Source organism: Microbulbifer guangxiensis (assembly GCF_021729075.1).
Classification (GTDB): Bacteria; Pseudomonadota; Gammaproteobacteria; order Pseudomonadales; family Cellvibrionaceae; genus Microbulbifer; species Microbulbifer guangxiensis.
The window spans coordinates 174270-195595 of record NZ_JAJSAQ010000007.1 but is presented as its reverse complement, the minus strand read 5'-3'; the positions used below and the strand labels follow the sequence as shown (position 1 = coordinate 195595).

19 protein-coding genes are annotated in these 21326 nt (G+C 63.0%); 10 read left to right on the top strand and 9 right to left on the bottom strand.

The features are described from left to right. Nucleotides 1-70: 70 nt before the first annotated feature. The 3 genes from purH to coq7 all read left to right on the top strand — a co-directional run bounded on the left by purH (nt 71) and on the right by coq7 (nt 3751). The gene (gene purH, locus LVD12_RS15315) at nt 71-1642 is read left to right on the top strand and encodes a bifunctional phosphoribosylaminoimidazolecarboxamide formyltransferase/IMP cyclohydrolase (protein ID WP_237068596.1); all 1572 of its coding nucleotides are present in this window, start codon (nt 71-73) and stop codon (nt 1640-1642) included. A gap of 113 nt (nt 1643-1755) precedes the next feature. Further along, nucleotides 1756-3042, top strand: coding sequence for a phosphoribosylamine--glycine ligase (gene purD, locus LVD12_RS15310; RefSeq protein WP_237068595.1), 1287 nt, complete (start codon nt 1756-1758; stop codon nt 3040-3042). Between the two features lie 64 nt (nt 3043-3106). Continuing rightward, nucleotides 3107-3751 (top strand): 2-polyprenyl-3-methyl-6-methoxy-1,4-benzoquinone monooxygenase, encoded by a 645-nt coding sequence (coq7, locus tag LVD12_RS15305; RefSeq protein WP_237068594.1) that lies wholly within the window; start codon nt 3107-3109, stop codon nt 3749-3751. 36 nt (nt 3752-3787) lie between these two features. On the opposite strand, the gene LVD12_RS15300 is transcribed toward coq7, so the two are convergent. Next, on the bottom strand, nt 3788-4195 hold the full coding sequence (locus LVD12_RS15300) for an OsmC family protein (RefSeq protein ID WP_237068593.1): 408 nt from the start codon (nt 4193-4195) through the stop codon (nt 3788-3790). A 325-nt stretch (nt 4196-4520) separates the two neighbouring features. Here LVD12_RS15300 and crp point away from each other — a divergent pair, with 325 nt between their 5' ends. Next, the gene (gene crp / locus LVD12_RS15295) at nt 4521-5156 is read left to right on the top strand and encodes a cAMP-activated global transcriptional regulator CRP (RefSeq protein WP_067084141.1); all 636 of its coding nucleotides are present in this window, start codon (nt 4521-4523) and stop codon (nt 5154-5156) included. A gap of 98 nt (nt 5157-5254) precedes the next feature. Here the strand turns inward: crp and trpC are convergent, their stop codons facing one another. From trpC to LVD12_RS15255, 8 genes are all read right to left on the bottom strand, one after another. After that, nucleotides 5255-6049 carry an indole-3-glycerol phosphate synthase TrpC gene (gene trpC / locus LVD12_RS15290; protein ID WP_237068592.1) on the bottom strand — a complete coding sequence of 265 codons (795 nt, stop codon included), beginning with the start codon at nt 6047-6049 and terminating at the stop codon, nt 5255-5257. Beyond that, nucleotides 6046-7095, bottom strand: coding sequence for an anthranilate phosphoribosyltransferase (trpD, locus tag LVD12_RS15285; RefSeq protein ID WP_237068591.1), 1050 nt, complete (start codon nt 7093-7095; stop codon nt 6046-6048). Before trpD ends, trpC begins: the two co-directional genes overlap by 4 nt. Before the next feature lie 42 nt (nt 7096-7137). After that, nucleotides 7138-7716, bottom strand: coding sequence for an anthranilate synthase component II (locus tag LVD12_RS15280; protein WP_237068590.1), 579 nt, complete (start codon nt 7714-7716; stop codon nt 7138-7140). After that, nucleotides 7713-8585, bottom strand: coding sequence for an ion transporter (locus LVD12_RS15275; RefSeq protein ID WP_237068589.1), 873 nt, complete (start codon nt 8583-8585; stop codon nt 7713-7715). The genes LVD12_RS15280 and LVD12_RS15275 overlap by 4 nt, the downstream gene beginning before the upstream one ends. Then, nucleotides 8578-10089, bottom strand: coding sequence for an anthranilate synthase component I (trpE, locus tag LVD12_RS15270; protein ID WP_237068588.1), 1512 nt, complete (start codon nt 10087-10089; stop codon nt 8578-8580). Before trpE ends, LVD12_RS15275 begins: the two co-directional genes overlap by 8 nt. 266 nt (nt 10090-10355) lie before the next feature. Next, on the bottom strand, nt 10356-11021 hold the full coding sequence (gene rpe, locus LVD12_RS15265) for a ribulose-phosphate 3-epimerase (protein ID WP_237068587.1): 666 nt from the start codon (nt 11019-11021) through the stop codon (nt 10356-10358). Nucleotides 11022-11096: 75 nt separating this feature from the next. Then, nucleotides 11097-11801: an N-acetylmuramate alpha-1-phosphate uridylyltransferase MurU gene (gene murU, locus LVD12_RS15260; RefSeq protein WP_237068586.1), complete on the bottom strand. Its 705-nt coding sequence runs from the start codon at nt 11799-11801 to the stop codon at nt 11097-11099. Next, nucleotides 11801-12877, bottom strand: coding sequence for an aminoglycoside phosphotransferase family protein (locus LVD12_RS15255; protein WP_237068585.1), 1077 nt, complete (start codon nt 12875-12877; stop codon nt 11801-11803). The genes murU and LVD12_RS15255 overlap by 1 nt, the downstream gene beginning before the upstream one ends. 343 nt (nt 12878-13220) lie before the next feature. Between LVD12_RS15255 and LVD12_RS15250 the strand changes: the two genes are divergently transcribed. The 6 genes from LVD12_RS15250 (at nt 13221) to LVD12_RS15225 (ending at nt 21325) form a co-directional block, all read left to right on the top strand. Next, nucleotides 13221-15842: an LPS-assembly protein LptD gene (locus tag LVD12_RS15250; RefSeq protein WP_237068584.1), complete on the top strand. Its 2622-nt coding sequence runs from the start codon at nt 13221-13223 to the stop codon at nt 15840-15842. Between the two features lie 8 nt (nt 15843-15850). Then, nucleotides 15851-17185, top strand: a complete 1335-nt coding sequence (locus LVD12_RS15245; protein WP_237068583.1) for a peptidylprolyl isomerase — start codon at nt 15851-15853, stop codon at nt 17183-17185. Continuing rightward, nucleotides 17182-18183: a 4-hydroxythreonine-4-phosphate dehydrogenase PdxA gene (pdxA, locus tag LVD12_RS15240; protein WP_237068582.1), complete on the top strand. Its 1002-nt coding sequence runs from the start codon at nt 17182-17184 to the stop codon at nt 18181-18183. The genes LVD12_RS15245 and pdxA overlap by 4 nt, the downstream gene beginning before the upstream one ends. Before the next feature lie 35 nt (nt 18184-18218). After that, on the top strand, nt 18219-19016 hold the full coding sequence (gene rsmA, locus LVD12_RS15235) for a 16S rRNA (adenine(1518)-N(6)/adenine(1519)-N(6))-dimethyltransferase RsmA (protein WP_237068581.1): 798 nt from the start codon (nt 18219-18221) through the stop codon (nt 19014-19016). Nucleotides 19017-19049: 33 nt separating this feature from the next. Next, the gene (locus LVD12_RS15230; protein WP_237068580.1) at nt 19050-19862 is read left to right on the top strand and encodes a symmetrical bis(5'-nucleosyl)-tetraphosphatase; all 813 of its coding nucleotides are present in this window, start codon (nt 19050-19052) and stop codon (nt 19860-19862) included. 359 nt (nt 19863-20221) lie between these two features. Beyond that, nucleotides 20222-21325: a CapA family protein gene (locus LVD12_RS15225; protein WP_237068579.1), complete on the top strand. Its 1104-nt coding sequence runs from the start codon at nt 20222-20224 to the stop codon at nt 21323-21325. Nucleotide 21326 lies beyond the last annotated feature (1 nt).

Genomic DNA, 21326 nt, shown 5'->3' with positions numbered 1-21326 from the left:
CAGCCATTCCTCTCCCTGACCTGAGCCAGGGAAAGCTACCCTTTTCAGAAACCCAAACGGACCAATTGCTATGACTGACAAGGTTGCGATTCGCCGCGCGCTGATCAGCGTTTCAGATAAAAGCGGAATCGTGGAATTCGCCCGGGAACTCTCCGCCATGGGCGTGGAAATTCTCTCCACCGGCGGCACCCATCGCCAGCTCAAGGACGCCGGCATCCCGGTGGTGGAAGTCTCCGACTACACCGGGTTCCCGGAGATGATGGACGGGCGCGTCAAAACCCTGCACCCCAAGGTACACGGCGGCATCCTCGGTCGCCGTGGCACCGACGATTCAGTCATGTCCGAGCACGGCATCACCCCCATCGACATGGTAGTGGTGAATCTCTACCCCTTCGCTCAGACCGTCGCCAAGCCCGACTGCACCCTGCCGGACGCGATCGAGAACATCGACATCGGCGGCCCGACCATGGTGCGTGCGGCGGCCAAGAACCACAAAGACGTGGCCATCGTGGTGAACGCCTCCGACTACGGCGGCATCATCGCCGAGATGAAAGCCGGTGACGGCGCCCTGAGCCAGGCCAGCCGCTTCGACCTGGCGGTAAAAGCCTTCGAGCACACCGCCGGGTACGACGGCGCCATCGCCAACTACCTGGGTGCCATCAAGGACGGTGAGAAGCAGCCGTTCCCGCGCACCTTCAACAGCCAGTTCATCAAGAAACTGGATCTGCGCTACGGCGAGAACCCGCACCAGAAATCGGCTTTCTACGTCGAAGCCAACCCGGCCGAGGCCAGCATCGCCACCGCCGAGCAGCTGCAGGGCAAGGAGCTGTCCTACAACAATATCGCCGACACCGATGCGGCACTCGAGTGCGTCAAGGCATTCAACGAGCCTGCCTGCGTGATCGTCAAGCATGCCAACCCCTGTGGCGTGGCCATCGCCGATACGATCGGTAAAGCCTACGACCTGGCCTTCGCCACTGATACCGAATCCGCTTTCGGTGGCATCATCGCCTTCAACCGCGAGCTGGACGGCGAGACCGCCAGGACCATCGTCGACCGCCAGTTCGTCGAGGTGATCATCGCCCCGTCGGTCTCGGAGGAAGCCCGCGCTGCCGTGGCCGAGAAGAAGAATGTGCGCCTGCTGGTCTGCGGCCAGTGGAGCGAACAGCGCCAGCCGGCGCTGGACTACAAGCGCGTCAACGGCGGGCTGCTGGTACAGGACCGCGATGATGGCATCATCACCGCCACAGACCTCAAGGTGGTGAGCAAGCGCCAGCCAACCGAGGCAGAAGTCCGCGACCTGTTGTTCACGTGGAAAGTGGCCAAGTTCGTGAAATCAAACGCCATTGTCTACGGCAAGGACGGGCGCACCATCGGCGTCGGCGCAGGCCAGATGAGCCGCGTGAACTCTGCCCGCATTGCCGCCATCAAGGCCGAGCACGCCGGCCTCGAGGTGCAGGGGTCGGTAATGGCTTCCGATGCCTTCTTCCCGTTCCGCGACGGTATCGACAACGCCGCCGCCGTAGGGATCAGCTGCGTGATCCAGCCCGGCGGTTCCATCCGCGATGAGGAAGTGATCGCGGCCGCCGATGAACACGGCATGGCCATGGTCTTCACCGGCATGCGGCACTTCCGTCACTGACCGGTACTTCTCGCAAGCCGGCCCCTGCGGGCCGGCTTTTTCTTGCCCGCCCGGTTTCCGGGCTAGAATAGCGCATCCTTTGATTTCAACGCCTTCAAGAGGGGGATCCCGGAATGAACATACTGGTTATTGGCGCCGGCGGCCGCGAGCACGCCCTGGCCTGGAAAGCCGCCCAGAACCCGGCGGTGGAAACCGTGTTCGTCGCCCCGGGCAACGCCGGCACCGCCCGCGAGCCCAAACTGCAGAACGTCGCCATCGGCGTCGACAACTTCTCCGCCCTGGCGGACTTCGCCGAAGCCAACAACGTGGAGCTGACCATCGTCGGGCCGGAAGCACCGCTGGTTGACGGTATCGTCGACTTCTTCAACGGCCGGAGCCTGGCCATCTTCGGCCCCAGCAAAGGTGCAGCCCAGCTGGAGGGCTCCAAGGCCTTCACCAAGGATTTCCTGCAGCGCCACCAGATCCCCACCGCCGATTACGGCAACTTCACCGAAGTGGAGCCGGCGCTTGAGTTCATTCGTGAAAAAGGGGCCCCTATTGTGGTCAAGGCCGACGGCCTGGCCGCCGGCAAGGGTGTGATCGTCGCCGAGAGCGAGGAGCAGGCGGAGCTGGCGGTGCGCGACATGCTATCCGGCAATGCTTTCGGCGATGCTGGCTGCCGCGTGGTGATCGAGGAATTCCTCGCCGGTGAGGAAGCCAGCTTTATCGTCATGGTGGACGGTGAGCACATCCTGCCGATGGCCACCAGCCAGGATCACAAGCGTGTCGGTGACGGTGACACCGGCCCCAATACCGGCGGCATGGGAGCCTACTCCCCGGCGCCGGTGGTCACCGACGACGTTTACCAGCGCATCATGACCAAGGTGATCGAGCCCACCGTCAAGGGTCTGGCCGACGAGGGCATGCCCTACACCGGCTTCCTGTACGCCGGTCTGATGATCGACAAGGACGGTGAGCCCCGCGTGATCGAGTACAACTGCCGCTTCGGCGACCCGGAAACCCAGCCGATCATGATGCGGCTCAAGTCTGACCTGGTGGAACTTTGCCAGGCTGCGCTGGACAGGAAACTGGACCGGGTCACCGCCGACTGGGATAGCCGGCCGGCCCTGGGCGTCGTACTGGCGGCAAACGGCTATCCGGGCAGCTACCGCAAGGGTGATGCCATTTCCGGTCTGGATCGCGCCGACAGCGACAACGCCAAGATTTTCCATGCCGGCACGGCACTGGACGGCGAGCGCGTGGTGACCAGCGGCGGGCGCGTACTCTGTGCCACCGCCCTGGGTGATACCGTTGCGGAAGCCCAGGCCAATGCCTATCAGTGCGCCAAGGCCGTGCACTGGGACGGGGTGTTCTATCGCAAGGATATTGGCTATCGTGCGGTAGAGCGGGAGCAGAGCTGATCCGATGGCAGGGCGGCATTGCCGCCCTTGCTCCCGATTGATTGCGAACAGTGAGTATGTTGCGATGAGCGAGCGCAGACTGACCGGCCTCGACCGGCTGCTGATTCAGGCCGACCGCGCCCTGAGGACCCTGAGCCCCGGCACCCCCAGCCACGGCCGTCCCTCCCCGGCCCAGAGCGTCCAGGAAGCCGAGTTGAGCGACTCGGAGCGACGCCACGCGGCGGGCCTGATGCGGGTCAATCACAGCGGCGAAGTCTGTGCGCAGGCGCTCTACCAGGGTCAGGCGCTGACCGCCAGGCTACCGGAGGTGCGTGGTGAAATGGAGCGCGCAGCAGACGAGGAGATCGATCACCTGGCCTGGTGCGATCAGCGGCTGCGCGAACTGGACAGCCGTCCAAGCCTGCTCAACCCGCTCTGGTACGGGCTCTCATACGGTCTCGGTGCGGCAGCGGGCAAGATCAGCGACCGGGTCAGCCTGGGATTCGTGGCCGCCACCGAGGAGCAGGTGTGCAAGCACCTGGAGAGTCACCTGCAGCGGCTGCCAGCGCAGGACGCAAAGAGCCGCGCCGTGGTGGAGCAGATGCGGATCGACGAAGAGGAACACGGCCACGCCGCCCTGGAAGCCGGCGGTACCCGCTTCCCGGCGCCGGTCAGGGGAGTGATGACACTGGTCTCCAAAGTGATGACCAGCCTCAGTTACCGGTTCTGACCACCGGGGCGCCTGGCGCCCCGGACAGGTTGCGGATCAGATCTCCTCGATGCGGAAACTGTGGACAATTTCCACACCCGCGTTGCGCAGCATGATGGATGCGGAGCAATACTTTTCCGCAGAGAGTTCCACCGCCCGCGCCACCTGAGCCTCCTTGATGTCGCGACCGCGCACCACGAATTCCATCTCGATGCGCTCGAACGGGGCCGGCACTGCATCCGGGCGCACACCGTTTAATTCACAGTGGCAGCCAATGACGTCCTGGCGGGCTTTCTTGAGGATGGAAACCACGTCGTAAGAGGCACAGCCACCAACGCCCAGCAGGATCATCTCCATCGGGCGGATGCCATTGTTCTTCTCGCCCCCCTCCATCACCACAGAGTTGCCGCTGCCAGCCTCGCCCACGAACATCAGGCCGTCCACCCACGTCACTTTGCCCTGCATGCATCCTCTCCTCAACGTTGCAGTTTCTGTTATCACCTGCCCATGGCAGGCGGCGAAGCTTAGCACAGAAGCCCACAGCAACCTCCCGGTAGCAATTTTCCGTTATAGTGGCGGAATCAGGCCACCAAAGAGCAGGCTACTGGCGCGCCATTGAACTTCCTCGCGAACGGGGGGTCTATTGGCACTGTCAGGGCGTAACAGGTCACACTGCGGCGCTTTACCGGCCAAGACCCCTGTCGGGAGCGGGTTTTTCGCGTCATAATCCGCCATGCATACGCTTTCAGGTCTGGGTCGGACATAAGAGTGAACAATAAGGAGTAGATCCGTGACGGTTGCTACCGAAGAACCCCTTTCCACCGGCAATATCGAGGACTTCCTCGCCCACTGCCATCGCCGCCGCTACCCGGCCAAGAGCACCATCATCTACGCTGGTGACCGCTGCGAGTCCCTCTATTTCATCATGCGTGGCTCGGTCACCGTGCTGATCGAGGACGATGAGGGTCGCGAGATGATTGTCGCCTACCTGAACGATGGCGACTTTTTCGGTGAGATGGGTCTGTTTGACCAGGATACCCGTAGCGCCTGGGTCCGCACCAAGACCGAATGCGAGGTGGCAGAAATCTCCTACAGCAAGTTCCAGGAGCTGAGCCGCCAGCACCCGGAATTCCTGTTTGCACTGGCCACCCAGATGGCCGGCCGGCTGCGCAATACCACCCGCAAGGTGGGCGATCTGGCGTTCCTGGATGTCACCGGGCGCGTTGCCCGCACCCTGCTGGACCTGTGCAATGAGCCGGATGCCATGACCCACCCCGAGGGCATGCAAATCAAGATCACCCGTCAGGAAATCGGCCGCATCGTCGGCTGCTCCCGTGAAATGGTAGGTCGGGTGCTGAAGACCCTCGAAGAGCAGGGCCTGGTCTCGGTGAAGGGCAAGACCATGGTGGTTTACGGCACGCGCTGACAGGAGCCCGCCCAGGGGCGATTCGGGAACACTTTGTCCCGAGCAAAAGAAAGGGCGACCAATGGTCGCCCTTTCTGTTTTCTTCTACGGCATGCCGGTCAGTTGAACATCTCCACCAGGCGCCGCCCGGGTTCATCCTCACGCATAAAGGCCTCACCCACCAGAAAGGCGTGCACGTCGTGACCACGCATGGCCGCCACATCATCAGTGGTATGGATACCGCTCTCCGTCACCACGATACGATCATCGGGGATGCGGTCCAGCAGCTGGAAGGTGGTCTCCAAGTGCACCTCGAAATTGTGCAGGTTCCGATTGTTGATACCAATCAGGCGGTTCGGTAACGCCAGTGCCCGCTCCAGCTCCTCGCCATCGTGCACCTCGACCAGCACATCCAGGCCGAGCTCCTGGGCCAGGCCGTTGAGGTCGCGCATCTGGCCGTCCTCCAGGCAGGCGGCGATCAAGAGGATGCAGTCAGCACCAATGGCCCGCGCCTCATAGACCTGGTACGGATCGACGGTGAAGTCCTTGCGCAGCACCGGCAGGCGCACAGCCGCTCGGGCCTGCTGCAGGTAGGCATCAGCCCCCTGAAAGAAGTCCACGTCGGTAAGCACCGACAGGCAGGCCGCACCACCTTTCTCGTAACTGGTGGCGATCTCAGCGGGAATGAAATCCTCGCGGATCACCCCTTTGCTCGGTGAGGCCCTCTTGATCTCCGCGATGACTGCCGCCTCGCCAGCGTTGATCTTGTTCTCAATGGCGGCGACGAACCCGCGCGCCGGCGCCTGGTGAAGAGCGCGATCCCGCAGTTCTCCGACAGGGGCCAGCCGGCTGCGCGCTTCGACTTCCTGCCACTTTCTCTCAATGATGGTCTTCAGGATGGTCGGGGTACTCACTGATCCACCTCCTCGGGCCGGAAAGCACTGGTGAAGGCAGCCAGGTCCTTGATCTTCTCCGCAGCGAGGCCACTGGCGATCGCATCCTGTGCCATGGCAACGCCCTGCTCGGCGGAATCCGCCACGCCGCTGACATAGATCGCCAGGCCCGCGTTCAGTGCAATCAGATCGGCGGCCTTGTCTGCCACCGCGGTCGAGCGCTTGCCCAGCGCATCCTCGATCAGGGCCAGGGACTGCGTGGCGCCATCCACTCCCAATCCCTCGAGGCTGCGGCGCTCGATACCGAAATCCTCCGGACGCAGGGTTTTCTCACGCAGTTCTCCGTCCTTGAGTTCAACGGCAAAGGTATCTGCGGCAAGGCTCATCTCATCCAGGCCATCCTCACTGTGCAGGACCAGCACGTGCTCGGAGCCCAGAGTCTGCAGCACCTCTGCCAGCATGCGGCAGTAGGCCCGGTCGTAGACACCGATTACCTGGCGCTTGACGCCGGCCGGGTTGGTCAACGGTCCCAGCAGGTTGAAGATCGTGCGCATGCCCAGCGCCCTGCGCGGACCCACGGCAAAGCGCACCGCGCGGTGAAAAGAGGGGGCAAACATAAAGCCCACGCCGATGGTGTCGATACAGCGCGCAACCTGCGACGCGTCCAACTCCAGGTAGATGCCAGCCCGCTCCAGCAGGTCAGCGGCACCGCTGCTGGAGGAAACGGAGCGGTTGCCGTGTTTGGCGACGTGGGCACCGGCGGCAGCAGCGACAAAGCTCGCCGCACTCGACACATTGAACAGATTGGCGCCGTCACCACCGGTGCCGACGATATCCACCGCACTTTCCTGCTGCAGCGGCACCTGAATGGCCAGCTCGCGCATGGTTTCCACTGCACCGGTGATCTCGTCGACGGTTTCACCGCGGATCCGCAGTGCCACCAACAGGCCGGCGATCTGGGCGTCTTCCGCCTCACCGCGCATGATCTGACCCATGACTTCGCGCATTTCGGCGCGGCTGAGGTGCGTGTTGTCCACCAGCTTGGCGATGGCTTCCTGAATCAGCATACCCCTCCCCTCATTGTTATTAGCGGATAGCCCCGGGCCGTATCAGGACTCGAGGAAGTTGCGCAGCATGTCGTGGCCGTGCTGCGTGAGAATGGACTCGGGATGAAACTGTACCCCTTCCACTGCCAGCTCCCGGTGGCGCAGGCCCATGATCTCGTCAATCTCGCCGTCCTCGGTCTCAGTCCAGGCGGTGACCTCGAGGCAATCCGGCAGGCTGCCCTTCTCCACCACCAGGGAATGGTAGCGGGTGGCCTCGAACGGGTTTGACAGGTTGTGAAACACCCCCAGGTTGTTGTGCACGATGGGGGAGGTCTTGCCATGCATTACCTCGCCCGCACGCACGACCCGGCCGCCGAATACCTGGCCGATACTCTGGTGCCCGAGGCAGATGCCCAGAATGGGGATGCGCCCGGCAAAACGGCGAATCGTGTCGAGGGAAATTCCGGCTTCGTTGGGTGTACAGGGTCCCGGTGAGATGACGATCTTTTCCGGTGCCAGCGCCTCGATCTCCTCCACGGAAATCTCGTCGTTACGCTTCACTTGCACGTCCGCACCCAGCTCGGCCATGTACTGCACCACGTTCCAGGTAAAGGAGTCGTAGTTGTCGATCATCAGAATCATGACGCGGTTCCTCCGGGCGTCTTGTCGGCCACCGGGGCCGGAATGTCCTGCATCCGCTTCTGCAGGCGGGCCAGCGCTTCCTGGGTAGCGCGCAGTTCACGGAGTATTTCGGTCTGGCTCGGGGGCAGCTGCAGCTCGTCCAGCCGGCGCAACTTTGCCTCCTCAAGATTGTTCAGTACCACCCCGATGAACAGGTTGATCATCACGAAGGCTCCCATGACCACGAAGCTCACAAAATACACCCACGCCCAGGGCATCGCCTCCATGGCGGTGTACATGATGTCGGTCCAGTCTTCGAACGTGACAATGCGAAACAGGCTCAACAGGGCAATCGGCAAGCTACGCCAGTGGGTCGGATCCGTCTCATGGAAAAGGAAGTAACCAGCAACACCATATATATAAAAGATGATCCCCATCAGCAGCGCAATATGGAACATGCTGGGCAGGCTCCGCAGCAGGGTATCCACCAGCAGGCGCAACTCCGGGAAAGCGGATACCAGGCGCAATACCCGTAGCACCCGCACCAGACGCGCTACCGTGGCCAGCGGCCCCGCCGCGGGTATCAGGCTCAGGGCGATGATGGTGAAATCGAAACAGTTCCAGCCACTGGCGAAATAGCGCCAGGGCCGGTTGCCGTGGGCCGCCATCTTCACCAGCGCCTCCACCACGAAAGCGGCGAGGATCAACTGGTTGACCCCATGTAACAGATCGCCGAAGCGCTCGGTGACCCAGGCGGAAGTCTCCAGACCGATGGCAACGCCGTTCAGCAGGATCAGACCGATGATCACCTGATTGAACAGAGGGGCTGCGACAACCCGCTGGCACAATTCCGCCAGCGACAACATCGGCCGCGCCGATACTTCACTCATGATGCTCTACCTCAAACTGCCCGCGCCGCGCACTGTCGGCGGTGGCCATGGCCGTAGCCCGGAACAGGGCCCGGGCTTTGTTCATTGTCTCGTCCCACTCCGCCTGCGGATCCGAGTCCGCCACCAGGCCTGCGCCGGCCTGGACGAAAACCTGGCCGTCCTTGATCACTGCAGTACGGATGGCGATGGCCGTATCCATATTGCCGTTCCAGGCCAGGTAGCCCACCGCGCCGCCATAGATGCCCCGCTTCTCTGGCTCCAGCTCGTCGATGATCTCCATCGCGCGGATCTTGGGGGCACCGGAGAGTGTGCCCGCAGGCAGCGCCGCGCGCAGGGCGTCGATACCGGAGAGGCCCGCCTTGAGGCGCCCGGTGACATTGGAGGTAATGTGCATCACGTGGGAGTAGCGCTCCACCACCATCTGCTCGGTCACTTTCACACTGCCGGTCTCGGCCACGCGCCCGACATCATTGCGCCCCAGGTCAATCAGCATCAGGTGCTCGGCGATCTCCTTCGGATCGGCGAGCAACTCCCGTTCCAGCGCCTCGTCCTCTGCCTCGGTGGCACCGCGACGGCGGGTGCCGGCAAGCGGGCGCACGGTCATGTCACCCTCTTCCAGGTGCACCAGGATCTCCGGGCTGGAACCCACCACCTGATGATCGCCAAGGTCGAGGAAATACATATAGGGGGACGGGTTGAGGCTGCGCAGTGCCCGGTAAAGGTTCAGCGGCGGCGCCGCAAACGGCGCCGACAGCCGCTGTGACGGCACCACCTGCATCACGTCGCCGGCAAGGATGTACTCCTTGACCCTGTCCACACCGTGCTTGAATTCGGCCTCGCCGAAGTGGGAGCGGAAAGCACTCTCGTCGAGCCCCGCCCCATCCAGGTCCAGCGGCACCGTGTCCGGCAATGGCTGGGCGAGCTTTGCCACCAGCGCGTCGAGGCGCTGCTGGGCGCGCTCGAAATCGCCATCCAGTTCCGGATTGGCATGCACGATAAAGATCACCGCACCGGCCAGGTTGTCGAATACCACCAGCTCGTCACTCACCATCAGCAGGATATCCGGGGTGCCGAGGGTATCCGGCGGCGCCGAATCGGCCAGGCGCGGCTCGATGTAGCGCACGCAGTCATAGCCGAAATAGCCCACCAGCCCGCCATTGAAGCGCGGCAGCCCCTCGATTTCCGGCACCCGGTAGCGCTGCTGGAATTCTTCCACGAAGGCCAGCGGGTCCGGACTCTCATGCTGCTCGGTAACCTGACCATCAGTCTCTACGGTCACCTCGTGCCCACGCACTTTCAGCAGGGTGCGCGCCGGCAGGCCGATGATGGAATAGCGCCCCCACTTCTCACCGCCCTGCACGGATTCCAACAGGTAGCTGTGGCGCCCGGCCGCCAGCTTCAGATAGGTGGAAAGCGGTGTTTCGATGTCCGCCAGCACGCGCCGCACGAGGGGAATTCGGTTGTAGCCCGCGGACGCAAGTTGACTGTATTCGCTGGGTGTCATGACGACTCCGGATGCTCTGGTAGTTCTTACCGAAGTAATACCCTGGGGTATTTGCAACACGGACGGTCCAGACAGACTCCGCCCGCGGGGAAAGCGGCTCGCTCGTTCGTGCGGGCCTCAGCGGGTCAGCGGCGCCATCGCCAGCTGCTGATGTGGGGGACGAGTGGGTTCACGGGACTGCCTCGTTTTACGAGCCGCCAAGTTTACAAAGCCAGCCCCGGGCGGACAAGCACACGACTGCCGCCACCGGGCCCTAGGACAGAAAACTAATTTTCCAGCGCCGCGCGCATGGCCGAGATTACTTCCCCGTAGTCATCCGCATTGAAGATAGCGGAACCGGCGACGAAGGTATCTGCTCCAGCAGCGGCGATTTCGGCGATATTGCTGCGGGTCACGCCGCCGTCGATCTCCAGGCGGATATCCAGGCCGGAGTCATCGATCAGCTTGCGTGCCTCCCTCAGCTTGCACAGGGTGGCGGGGATAAACTTCTGGCCGCCGAAGCCGGGGTTCACGGACATCAGCAACAGCATGTCCAGCTTGTCCATCACGTAACGGACCGAATCCAGGCCCGTGGCCGGGTTGAGTACCAGTCCCGCCTTACAGCCCAGGCTCTGGATCAGCTGCAGGGAGCGGTCCACATGGCGTGAAGCTTCCGGATGGAAAGTGATGTAGGTGGCACCGGCATCGGCAAACATGCGGATCATCTCGTCCACCGGCTCCACCATCAGGTGCACATCGATGGGCGCCTTGACGCCGTGCTTGCGCAGGGCCTGGCACACCATGGGGCCGATGGTGAGATTGGGAACGTAGTGATTGTCCATCACATCGAAATGCACCCAGTCGGCGCCGGCTTCCAGCACAGCGTCCACTTCCTCACCGAGGCGGGCGAAGTTGGCGGAGAGAATGGAGGGGGCAATCTTGAAATCCGTCATGAGCAGTATTCCCAGTGCATGATGCCCCTGGCAGGGGCTTGGAGCCGGGAGTGTACCGGAAAACTGCCGCCGACTTCAGGCCACACTGCCGCGCAGGCGCGCATCCAGGCGCTGCAGCCGCTCCGGTGTGCCCACGTCACACCAGTCACCCTCAAACAGCTCCGCCTGCAGGTGCCCCTGGTTGTAGACAAAGATCTCACCGAGCCCGAAGCAGGGACGGACCTTCGGGTAATCGGTCAGCATCTCCGGGCGCAGCCAGCTGATGCCGGAAAACGTATAGCGGGGTGTCGCGGTACCAGAAAGCAGCCCGTCGTCGATCCCGAAGTCCCCGTCCGGATTGTGGGGCGGGTTCGGCACCATCAGCAGCCGCCCGGGACAGGATTCCGGCAGGGGACGCCGTAGCCAGCTGGAAAGATCGAAGTCACACCAGACATCACCGTTGACCACCAGAAAGGGGGCGTCGCCCAGCAGCGGCAATGCCTTGATGATGCCGCCAGCGGTTTCCAGGGGTTCCACCTCGACCGAGTAGCGGATATCCAGCCCCCAGCGCTCGCCATTGCCGAGCCGTGCCCGGATCTTCTCCCCCAGGTGGCCCAGGTTGATCACCACCCGGCGCACCCCGATGGCGACGAGGCGCTCGAGGGCATGCTCGATCAGGGGTTTGCCCGCCACCTGCAGCAGTGGCTTCGGGGTCTGGTCGGTGAGCGGGCGCATGCGCTTGCCGAAACCGGCCGCCAGCACCATCGCCGTCGGGATCTGTGTGTTGTCGTCAGCGGTCATCAGGGAATTCTTTGCAGTGCAGCGCCCGGTTCGCCGGCGGTCCGATAGTCACGGTACCAGCTCTGTCGCTCGATCCGCGGCAGCAGGGCCTGCCGGAACCAGTCGGCGAAGGGCGCCATCTCCGGGTAGCGCGCAGCCACCTCAAGTGTATAGCGGATGACGAGGGGCAGATCCGGCAGGTATCCCGGCTTACCATCCCTCAGCCACAGGCGCGGGAACAGTCCCAGCACCTTGATATGGCGCTGCAGCCCCATCCAGTCGAACCAGCGCAGGAAGGTCTTCTGATCCACCGATGACAGGATGCCGGCGGACTGCGCAGTGGCCGCATAGCAGAGCGCCCATCGCTCTACCCGCTCCCGCGGCCAGCGGATATAGCAGTCCCGCAACAGGGACACCAGATCGTAGGTAACCGGCCCCCATACCGCGTCCTGGAAGTCCACCACGCCAGGGCGCTCTCCGTCGCGCACCATCAGGTTGCGGCTGTGATAGTCCCGATGCACCAGCACCTGGGGTTGCTCCGTAGCGGAGTCCAGAAGCTGGGCGAAAGTACGCTCCAGCAGAGCGGATTCCTCTTCATCGAGGGAATAGCCGAGCAGCTGCCCCGCCAGCCATTCCGGCAGGATACGCATTTCGGTCAGCAGCAGCTCGCGGCTGTACTGCGGAAACAGGTCCCCGCAGGGCGGTATCTGCTGCAGGCACAGCAGTTCGTTCAACACCTCTCCGTACAGGCCTTCGACGCTGCCCTCGTCCAGGATGCTGAGCAGCTGACAATCGCCCAGGTCCTCGAGCAGCATAAAGCCGTGCTCAACGTCAGCCTCGCTGACCATGGGCGTATGAATGCCATAGCGGCGGAGATAATCCGCGACCGCGACAAAGCGGGCCGGGTTGGTGCGCGCAGGCGGGGAATCCACCGCGATCAGACTGGGAACAGTGAGTGTGCGGAAGTAGCGCCGAAATCCCGCGTCCCCCGCCAGCGACTGCAGCGTCAGGCTGTCGCCGGCTTTGAGCACGCGCCCGGCCCAGCCACGCAACGCCTCGCGCCGCTGATCCACTGCATCTGTCGAACGCTCACTCATGAGCCACCGCTACTCCAACTGTTACGGGCCGCATTGTAACGGGGCCAAGCACCCCGTCCAGCAAAAGCCCCCATTTCGCCATATCCTGGACCGGCGCGTCCACTTTGGGATTGGACCACCGGAGCGCCGTGGAAGTTGCATCTGGCGCCAACTCGGCCACCGCACCCGGCTCCGGCCCCTCAGTTTAGCCGCTCTGGCCGACGACGAAGGTTCGCAGCATGCACTTCGGGCCGTAGTGTTAACGGTGTCTACATTCAAGTAGAATTGCGGGCTGATTTTTTGGCGCGCGACAGCGCGCTCCCCCCAGAAAGAAACACTAACGACAGTCGGAACCGATCACCCGATGCTGGAACCCTCCCGCTGGCAGCGCCTGGCCATGGCGATTGCACAGATTTCCCGCCCGCGCACCCTGGGACTCGGCGCCCTCGGCGCTGCCGGGCTTGCCGTTGCGGGTCCCCTGTGGGCGGAGACCGCCGCCCCGCGCGATGCGTTGACGCCGCTGGCGCAGGCCGAGGAGACGGCGCCCGACTATAACCCCTACCTCTACCTCGACTGGCTGCCGGCCTGGCAGTTGCCACCGGGGATGCAGCCGGCCCGGCCGACCGCGTGCAGCGGCGCATTCGTATCCCCGCCGCGGGACTACCCGGATGCGGACCTGCCCCCGGAAACGGCGCCGCTGCGCGCCACGGCAGACGCTTCCGAGTGGCTGGACGACGGCACCGCGCGCCTGCGTGGCAGCGTCCACGTCACCCAGGGCTACCGACAGCTGTTTGCGGATCAGGTAGACGTCAACCGCAACGAGAGCACGGCAAGACTGCGCGGGGCCATCGAGATCCGCGAACCGAACCTGCTGGTGCGGGGGCGCGCGGCGGAGATCCAGACTGACAGCCAGGCGGCTGAGATCGAGGACGCCACCTACGTGATCCACGACCAGTTCGTGCACGGCAGCGCCAGCTTTGCCTCTCGTGAGGCCAGTGGCGAGCTGATACTCACCAATGGCAACTACACCCGCTGTGAGCCAGGCAACGTGGTCTGGCAGATGCGCGGTGGCGAGATTCACATCGACAACGTCGAGCGCCAGGGCGTGGCGCGCAACGTGCGCCTCGAAATCCTGGATGTGCCACTGTTCTATTTTCCCTACCTGCGCTTTCCGGTGGGCAGCGAACGCCTCTCCGGCCTGCTGTTCCCGAGCATCAGCAACAGTGACGAAAATGGCTGGGATGTCGCCATTCCCTACTACTGGAATATCGCTCCGCAGATGGACGCCACCATCGTGCCCCGCTACATCCAGTATCGCGGCACCGGCGCCGAGGTCGAGGTCCGCCACCTGAGCCAGCTGTTCAACAGTGAGCTGCGCGCAGCCGGCCTGCCCGACGATAAAGGCGGTGATGATGAGGATGCCCAGGACCTGATCCGCCAGGGCTTTCCCGAAGACCTGGTGCTGCCGGCCAAGGGTGAGGACCGCTGGCTGGTCAATTTCGAGCAACAGGGAACCGCCGGTACCTTCTGGCGCACCAACATCGACTATGCCAAGGTCAGCGACCCCGACTACTTCCGCGACCTGGACACCGCCAACCTCAGTGTCTCGGCGGAAACCAGCCTGAACCAGCGCGCTGATGTCAGCCTGTTCAACGAGAACTGGACTGCGACCCTGCGTGCGCAGGATTACCAGCAACTGGTCAAGGACCGGTTCGACACCTATCGCCAGCTGCCGCGCCTGGATGTCGACGGCAACTATCGCTGGGGCGACTGGGCCCTGAGCCTGGATCACGAGGTCACCCGCTGGGATCACGACGACGAGCAGACCATCCGCTTTATTGCCGACGTCGGTGACCCGGACAGCATCACTGAACTCAGCCGCAACTTCGTCAATGCGGACCGCCTGCGCCTGGACTACGAACTGGAGTGGGACAAGCAATGGCTGTGGGGTTATTTCACCCCCGGTATTGCCGCCCGCTACCTCGGTTACGAGATCGACGACCAGTTCCTCAACCCGGAGGCCAGCGACAGCCCCGAGGCCTCCGCCGGGCAGTTCACCCTCGATAGCGGGCTCTTTTTCGAGCGCGATGCCAGCGTGTTCGGTTTTGACCTGGTGCAGACACTGGAGCCGCGCTTCTTTACCCTGGTGAGCTCCAAGGCGGACCAGGGCGACTTCACCAATGTGAGCACGAGCCCCGGGGACGGCGGCAACGACCTGCTGTTTGATACCTCGCTGTTCACCTTCAGCTACGACCAGCTGTTCCGCGACAGCCGCTTCACCGGTAATGACCGCATCGACGACACCGACCGGGTGGCGCTGGGTCTGACCACGCGCATCATCGACCCGGTCAGCGGCCGCGACCTGTTCGCCCTCAGCGGCGGGCAGATCTTCTACCTGGAAGACCGCGAGACCACCCTGACCGGGATCGTCGAGGAGGCGCCCCGCTCCGAGTTTGCCGCCCGCCTGGAGAGTCGCCCGATCCAGTCCATGCGCATCAGCAGCGAACTCATCTACGATGACGACGAGGGTGAGCTCAACCGCGGCAATGTCAGCCTGCGCTACCTGGACAATGACTACCGCCTGTTCAACCTGGGCTACCGCTACCTGCGGCGCAACGAGGTGCTAGACCTGAACGGCGAACTGATCAGCGGCTCCATTGACCAGGTGGACGCCTCCATGGTGCTGCCGGTATCGCCCACCACCGCCCTGCTGGCACGGGCCAACTACGACCTGACATTCGATCGGGAACTGGAATACGTGGCGGGCGTCGAATATGACAGCTGCTGTTATATGGTACGGCTGGCCTGGCGCCGGACCCTGGACAACGACCTGGCAGACGTCGTCTCCCCCGAGGAGCTTGAGTTCGATGAGGGTGTTTACATAGAGTTCCAGCTCAAGGGACTCGCCAGCCTTGGCACCACGGTGACCCGGATGCTCAGTCAGGGCATTCCCAATTTCGACCAGAGAGAACAACTGAAACAGTGATGAGAATAATGACCGCATTCGCTCTCAAGCGGGCCCTGCTGCCCGCCCTGGCACTCTGTGCCGTGATGGCCGCTCCCGCTCTGGCCCAGGTACAGAAGCTCGACCGCGTTGTCGCCGTCGTGGATGACGACGTAGTCATGGCCAGCGAGCTACAGCAGCGCCTGGACACCATCACCGCGCAGATTCAGGCGCAGAATGTGCAGGCACCGCCGATTGATGTGCTGCGCCGGCAGGTGCTCGAGCAGCTGATCATCGAGCGACTGCAACTGCAGATGGCCGCCCGCGCGGGTGTCACCGTCTCCGATGCCGAACTGGACCAGTCCATCGCCCGCGTCATGCAGAACGCCGGCGCCAGCCCGGAACAGTTCCGCGAGCGCCTCGCCGCCGACGGGGTCTCCATGAAGACCTTCCGCCAGCAGATCCGCAATGAACTGCTGATCCGCCGCGTCGAGCAGGGCAGCGTAAACCGCCGCATCCAGATCACCGACCAGGACATCGACAACTTCCTGCGCTCCAAGGAGGGTGAGTTCTGGAAATCGCCCCAGTACGAACTGGGCCATATCCTGATTCCGGTCAGCTCCAGCGCGCCCTCGGACGAGGTCACCAGGGCGCGGGAGAAAGCCGAGCAGCTTGCCCAGCAGGTACGCAGCGGCGCCAACTTCCGCCAGCTGGCCATCGCCAACTCTGCCGGCCAGAACGCACTCTCCGGCGGCGACCTGGGCTGGCGCAAGACCGTTGAACTGCCCACCCTGTTCTCCGACGCCCTGCAGGGGCGCGGGGTTGGCGATGTCACCGACCCGTTCCGCAGTGATGCGGGCTTCCACCTGCTGAAGATCCACGCCCAGCGCGGCTCCAACGAACAGGTGGTCGAACAGACCAAGGTTCGCCATATCCTGGTGAAAACCTCCGCCATCCGCGATGACGACGCCGCCTATAACCTGTTGATCGACCTGCGCAAGCAGATCGAGGACGGCGCCTCTTTCGACGAGCTGGCGCGGGAACACTCCGAGGATATCGGCACCATGCTCGCCGGCGGCGACCTGGGCTGGTCCATGCCCGGCCAGTTCGTGCCGGAATTCACTCAGGCCATGGACAATACTCCAGTGGGTGAAATCAGCATGCCGTTCAAGTCCCAGTTTGGCTGGCACATCCTGCGGGTCGACGGCCGGCGCAACCAGGACATGACAGAACAGTACATCCGCAACCAGGCCTCCAACCTGCTGCGCAATCGCCGCTACGAGGAAGAGCTGCAGAACTGGCGTCGCGAAATCCGCGACCAGGCCTACGTGGACATCAAGCTGCCGGATCTCAAAGACGAAAGCGCAGACAGCGCCGAGCAATGATCCCCCGCATCGCTTTCACACCCGGCGAACCCGCCGGCATAGGCCCGGAGCTGGCAGTCCGACTTGCCAGCGGCCGGGCCAACGGTCACCACGGCCCGGTGCAGGTCGTCGCCCTGTCAGATCCCGACCTCCTCGCCGATGCGGCCGAACGCATGGGCCTGCCCCTCCGACTGATTCCGTTCGAAGCGGATGCTCCGCCAGCGGACACCCCCGACGGCGGCCTGTACATTCAGCCCATTAAACTGGCGCAGCCGGCCACGCCGGGCCGGCTCAACCCCGCCAATGCACCCTTTGTGCTGGAAACACTGCGCACTGCCGCCCATGGCTGCCTGCAGCGGCGCTTCGATGCCCTGGTCACCGGGCCGGTACACAAGGGCGTGATCAACGAGGCCGGCATTCCTTTCAGTGGCCACACCGAACTGTTCGCTGAAGAAGCCGGGGTCGAGCGCGTGGTGATGATGCTGGCCGCCAGGGAACTGCGCGTAGCGCTGGTGACCACACACCTGCCCCTGAAGGACGTCAGTGCGGCCATTACCACCGAACGGCTGGAACAGACGATCCTGGTCCTGCACCGCAGCCTGCGCGATCAGTTCCGCATAAGCGAGCCGCGAATCGGCGTCTGTGGCCTGAATCCCCATGCGGGTGAAGGAGGCCACCTGGGCATGGAAGAGATCGAAGTGATCGAGCCGGCCCTGGACAGGCTGCGCGCCCTTGGCCTGCACCTGCTCGGCCCCCTCCCCGCAGACACCCTGTTCACGCCGCCCCAACTGGCCCGCTGCGATGCGGTGCTGGCCATGTACCATGACCAGGGTCTGCCAGTGTTAAAATTCAAGGGATTCGGCCACGCCGTGAACATCACCCTGGGGCTCCCTTTCATCCGGACCTCCGTGGATCACGGCACCGCACTCAACATTGCCGGGCAAAACGAGGCCGACTGTGGCAGCCTCCGCGCCGCCCTGGCCCAGGCAGTACAGCTGGCGGAGCTGCGTGCTCTCTGAGCCGCACTGCACCAGAGACAGACAGATTTCTTCCTATGGATCATTTTTTCCAACACAAGGCGCGCAAGCGCTTCGGCCAGAATTTTCTGGTCGACGAAAACATCATCGAGCGGATCGTCCGTGCCATCGCGCCGAAGGAAGATGACCGACTGGTGGAAATCGGCCCGGGACAGGGTGCGATCACCGAGCTGCTGCTGAAGCGCTGCCCTTCGCTCACTGCGGTGGAGCTGGACCGGGACCTGATCCCGCTGCTGCAGTTTAAATTCCGCGACTATCCCGATTTCAGCATCATCGAGCAGGACGCCCTGAAATTCGACTTTGGCAGCCTCGCCGGCAACGGCCAGCTGCGCATTGTCGGCAACCTGCCCTACAACATCTCCACACCGCTACTTTTCCACTTGCTGGGTTTCCGCGGCAAGATCCGCGATATGCACTTCATGCTGCAAAAAGAGGTGGTGGATCGGCTGAGCGCAGTACCGGGTAACAAGTCCTATGGGCGACTCAGCGTGATGGTGCAATACCACTGCCGGGTGCAGGGCCTGTTCCCGGTGCCACCACAGTCGTTCCGCCCGGCACCGAAGGTGGATTCGGCGATCGTGCGCCTGGTGCCTCATGCCACCCTGCCCAATCCGGCAGAGAACGAGGAACTGCTGGAGCGGCTGGTCAACGTGGCATTTCAACAGCGCAGAAAAACCCTGCGCAACGCGATCAAACCGCTGTATCCAGACCTCGATATACCCGCACTTCCGGTAGATGCGAGCCGCCGGCCGGAGACGCTGAGCGTCAAGGAATTCGTCGAGCTTGCCAACTACCTGTCTACGCTGGACCAGTAGTCCGTATCGAAACAAGAACGCAGGGGAAGTTTTTTGGCCACCTACGCCATCGGTGACATTCAGGGCTGTTTCGAGCCCCTCATGCGCCTGCTGGACAAAATCCGCTTTCGGCCGGATCGGGACAAGCTCTGGCTGGCTGGCGATATGGTGCATCGCGGGCACGACAGCCTCAGCACCCTGCGCTTCCTCTACGAACACCGCGCCCAGGTGACTGCCGTACTGGGCAACCACGATCTGCACCTGCTGGCACTGGCCCACGGCGCCAAGCGCCTGACCGACAAGGAACACGACCTCGCCAGGATCCTGCGAGCCAAGGACGCCGACAAATTATTGAGCTGGCTGCAGGGCCTGCCGCTCGTGGTGCACAAAAAGGGGTTCACCATGGTCCATGCCGGCATCCCACCGATGTGGAGCATCACCAAAGCCGTGGAACTCTCGCGAGAGGTCCACCGCGCGCTGGCGGACGACGCCATGGCCAAGGCCTACTTCTACGGCATGTACGGCAACGAGCCACACTGCTGGAGCGAGCACCTGCTCGGCATCGAACGGTTGCGCTCCATCACCAATTACTTCACCCGCATGCGTTTCTGCAAGGCCGATGGCACGCTGGACCTGGTCACCAAGCGCGGACCGGAAGCCGAACACGATGGCTACAGACCCTGGTTCAGCCACCCGGAGCGGAAGACCCGCAACGACAAAATCATCTTCGGCCACTGGGCTGCTCTCGAAGGGCGCGCCGACACTGCCAACGTCTATGCACTGGATACCGGCTGCGTTTGGGGCGGCTATCTGACCGCCATGCGACTCAGCGACGAGAAGTTTTTTTGTACGGACTGCACTTTGTAGCCCAGGGCGCCCATCCGGGCCCGTCGGGCTCTCTAAAAAAGTGCCAGCACAACAGTAGCCTGAGCGGAATCCGTCGCTTCTGCCTCAGTCAATCTGGGAAAACCAGCTTGCAGTCAGCAAATTAAATGCCCGCGGGTGGAACGCGAGGGAGCAGGCGCGACCTCGGTTCCTGACGCTCTCCCGAAGCTGTCAATCAGGGCAGACACCCCTCGCAGACCTCTCGCCTCTTCATTCTCTGTCCTTTCATATGGCAGACACTGCACGCTGTATTTCCGCCAGCATGCCAGTCGAGAAAGCGAACTACGCTTTCATCAGCCCCATTTATGCTGTCCTTCTTCATGCCCGAAACGAATGATGTTGTGAGACTGCTGGTCGCTGGTGACGTAATGACCGGTCGCGGGATCGACCAGGTTCTGCCGCGCCCAGGTGACCCGCGCATTCATGAAAGTTATCTGCACTCGGCCACAGACTATGTCGGACTCACCGAGTCGGCCAGCGGTGAACTCCCACGGGACAGATCTTCCACTTACCCCTGGGGCGACGCGCTGTCAGCCATGGATCAGCGTAGACCCGCCGTGCGAGTCATCAACCTGGAGACCTCGATCACCAGCTGCGATGACTACTGGCGGGGCAAGGGCATCAACTACCGTATGCATCCCGCCAACCTACCCTGCCTGACCGAAGCGGGAATCGATGTCTGCACCCTGGCCAACAACCATGTACTCGACTGGGGGTATGGCGGCCTCGCAGAAACTCTGGAAAACCTTGAGAGAAGTGGCTTGCGCGTAACGGGAGCGGGCAACAATTTGATCGAAGCAGCGGCGCCGGCAGAAATTCACCACCAGGGTAAACGTGTGCTGGTCTTTGCCTGTGCCGACACCAGTAGCGGTGTGCCGCGGGAATGGGCCGCCAGCACCGTACGCCCCGGCGTCAACCTGCTGCCGGACCTATCGCAACGCAGTGCAGAGGACTTTGTCCGGCAGATCGACCGGCTGCGCAAACCCGGGGACCTGGTTGTGGTCTCGGTTCACTGGGGAGGAAACTGGGGCTACGAAATACCGTCAGAGCAACAGAGCTTCGCCCACCGGCTGGTGGAAGGTGGCGTCGACCTGATCAGTGGACATTCTTCGCACCACCCCAAGGGGATCGAAGTCTACCGGCAACGCGCGATTCTTTATGGCTGCGGGGATCTGATCAACGATTATGAGGGTATCTCAGGCCACGAAAATTTTCGCCCCGAATTGCGCATTCTGTATTCGGTAGAACTGGACCCGGAGAACGGCAGCCTCCACGCCCTGGAACTGGTTCCTTTCGCATCGAGGAAGCTACGGCTCTGCAATGCCACGCCAGCAGATAGCGAGTGGTTACGCAGCACGCTGAACCGTGAGTACCACGCACTGGGCATGAAGCTGGTAACTACCGGCGCCACGCTGGCGCTCCGCTGGGACGGAGCACCGGGATAAC

Excerpts from the sequence above, each read along its gene's own strand:
- purH (WP_237068596.1), top strand. The coding sequence starts at position 71 with ATGACTGACAAGGTTGCGATTCGCCGCGCGCTGATCAGCGTTTCAGAT.
- purD (WP_237068595.1), top strand. The coding sequence starts at position 1,756 with ATGAACATACTGGTTATTGGCGCCGGCGGCCGCGAGCACGCCCTGGCC.
- coq7 (WP_237068594.1), top strand. The coding sequence starts at position 3,107 with ATGAGCGAGCGCAGACTGACCGGCCTCGACCGGCTGCTGATTCAGGCC.
- LVD12_RS15300 (WP_237068593.1), bottom strand. The coding sequence starts at position 4,195 with ATGCAGGGCAAAGTGACGTGGGTGGACGGCCTGATGTTCGTGGGCGAG.
- trpD (WP_237068591.1), bottom strand. The coding sequence starts at position 7,095 with ATGCTGATTCAGGAAGCCATCGCCAAGCTGGTGGACAACACGCACCTC.
- LVD12_RS15280 (WP_237068590.1), bottom strand. The coding sequence starts at position 7,716 with ATGATTCTGATGATCGACAACTACGACTCCTTTACCTGGAACGTGGTG.
- LVD12_RS15275 (WP_237068589.1), bottom strand. The coding sequence starts at position 8,585 with ATGAGTGAAGTATCGGCGCGGCCGATGTTGTCGCTGGCGGAATTGTGC.
- trpE (WP_237068588.1), bottom strand. The coding sequence starts at position 10,089 with ATGACACCCAGCGAATACAGTCAACTTGCGTCCGCGGGCTACAACCGA.
- rpe (WP_237068587.1), bottom strand. The coding sequence starts at position 11,021 with ATGACGGATTTCAAGATTGCCCCCTCCATTCTCTCCGCCAACTTCGCC.
- murU (WP_237068586.1), bottom strand. The coding sequence starts at position 11,801 with ATGACCGCTGACGACAACACACAGATCCCGACGGCGATGGTGCTGGCG.
- LVD12_RS15255 (WP_237068585.1), bottom strand. The coding sequence starts at position 12,877 with ATGAGTGAGCGTTCGACAGATGCAGTGGATCAGCGGCGCGAGGCGTTG.
- LVD12_RS15250 (WP_237068584.1), top strand. The coding sequence starts at position 13,221 with ATGCTGGAACCCTCCCGCTGGCAGCGCCTGGCCATGGCGATTGCACAG.
- LVD12_RS15245 (WP_237068583.1), top strand. The coding sequence starts at position 15,851 with ATGACCGCATTCGCTCTCAAGCGGGCCCTGCTGCCCGCCCTGGCACTC.
- pdxA (WP_237068582.1), top strand. The coding sequence starts at position 17,182 with ATGATCCCCCGCATCGCTTTCACACCCGGCGAACCCGCCGGCATAGGC.
- rsmA (WP_237068581.1), top strand. The coding sequence starts at position 18,219 with ATGGATCATTTTTTCCAACACAAGGCGCGCAAGCGCTTCGGCCAGAAT.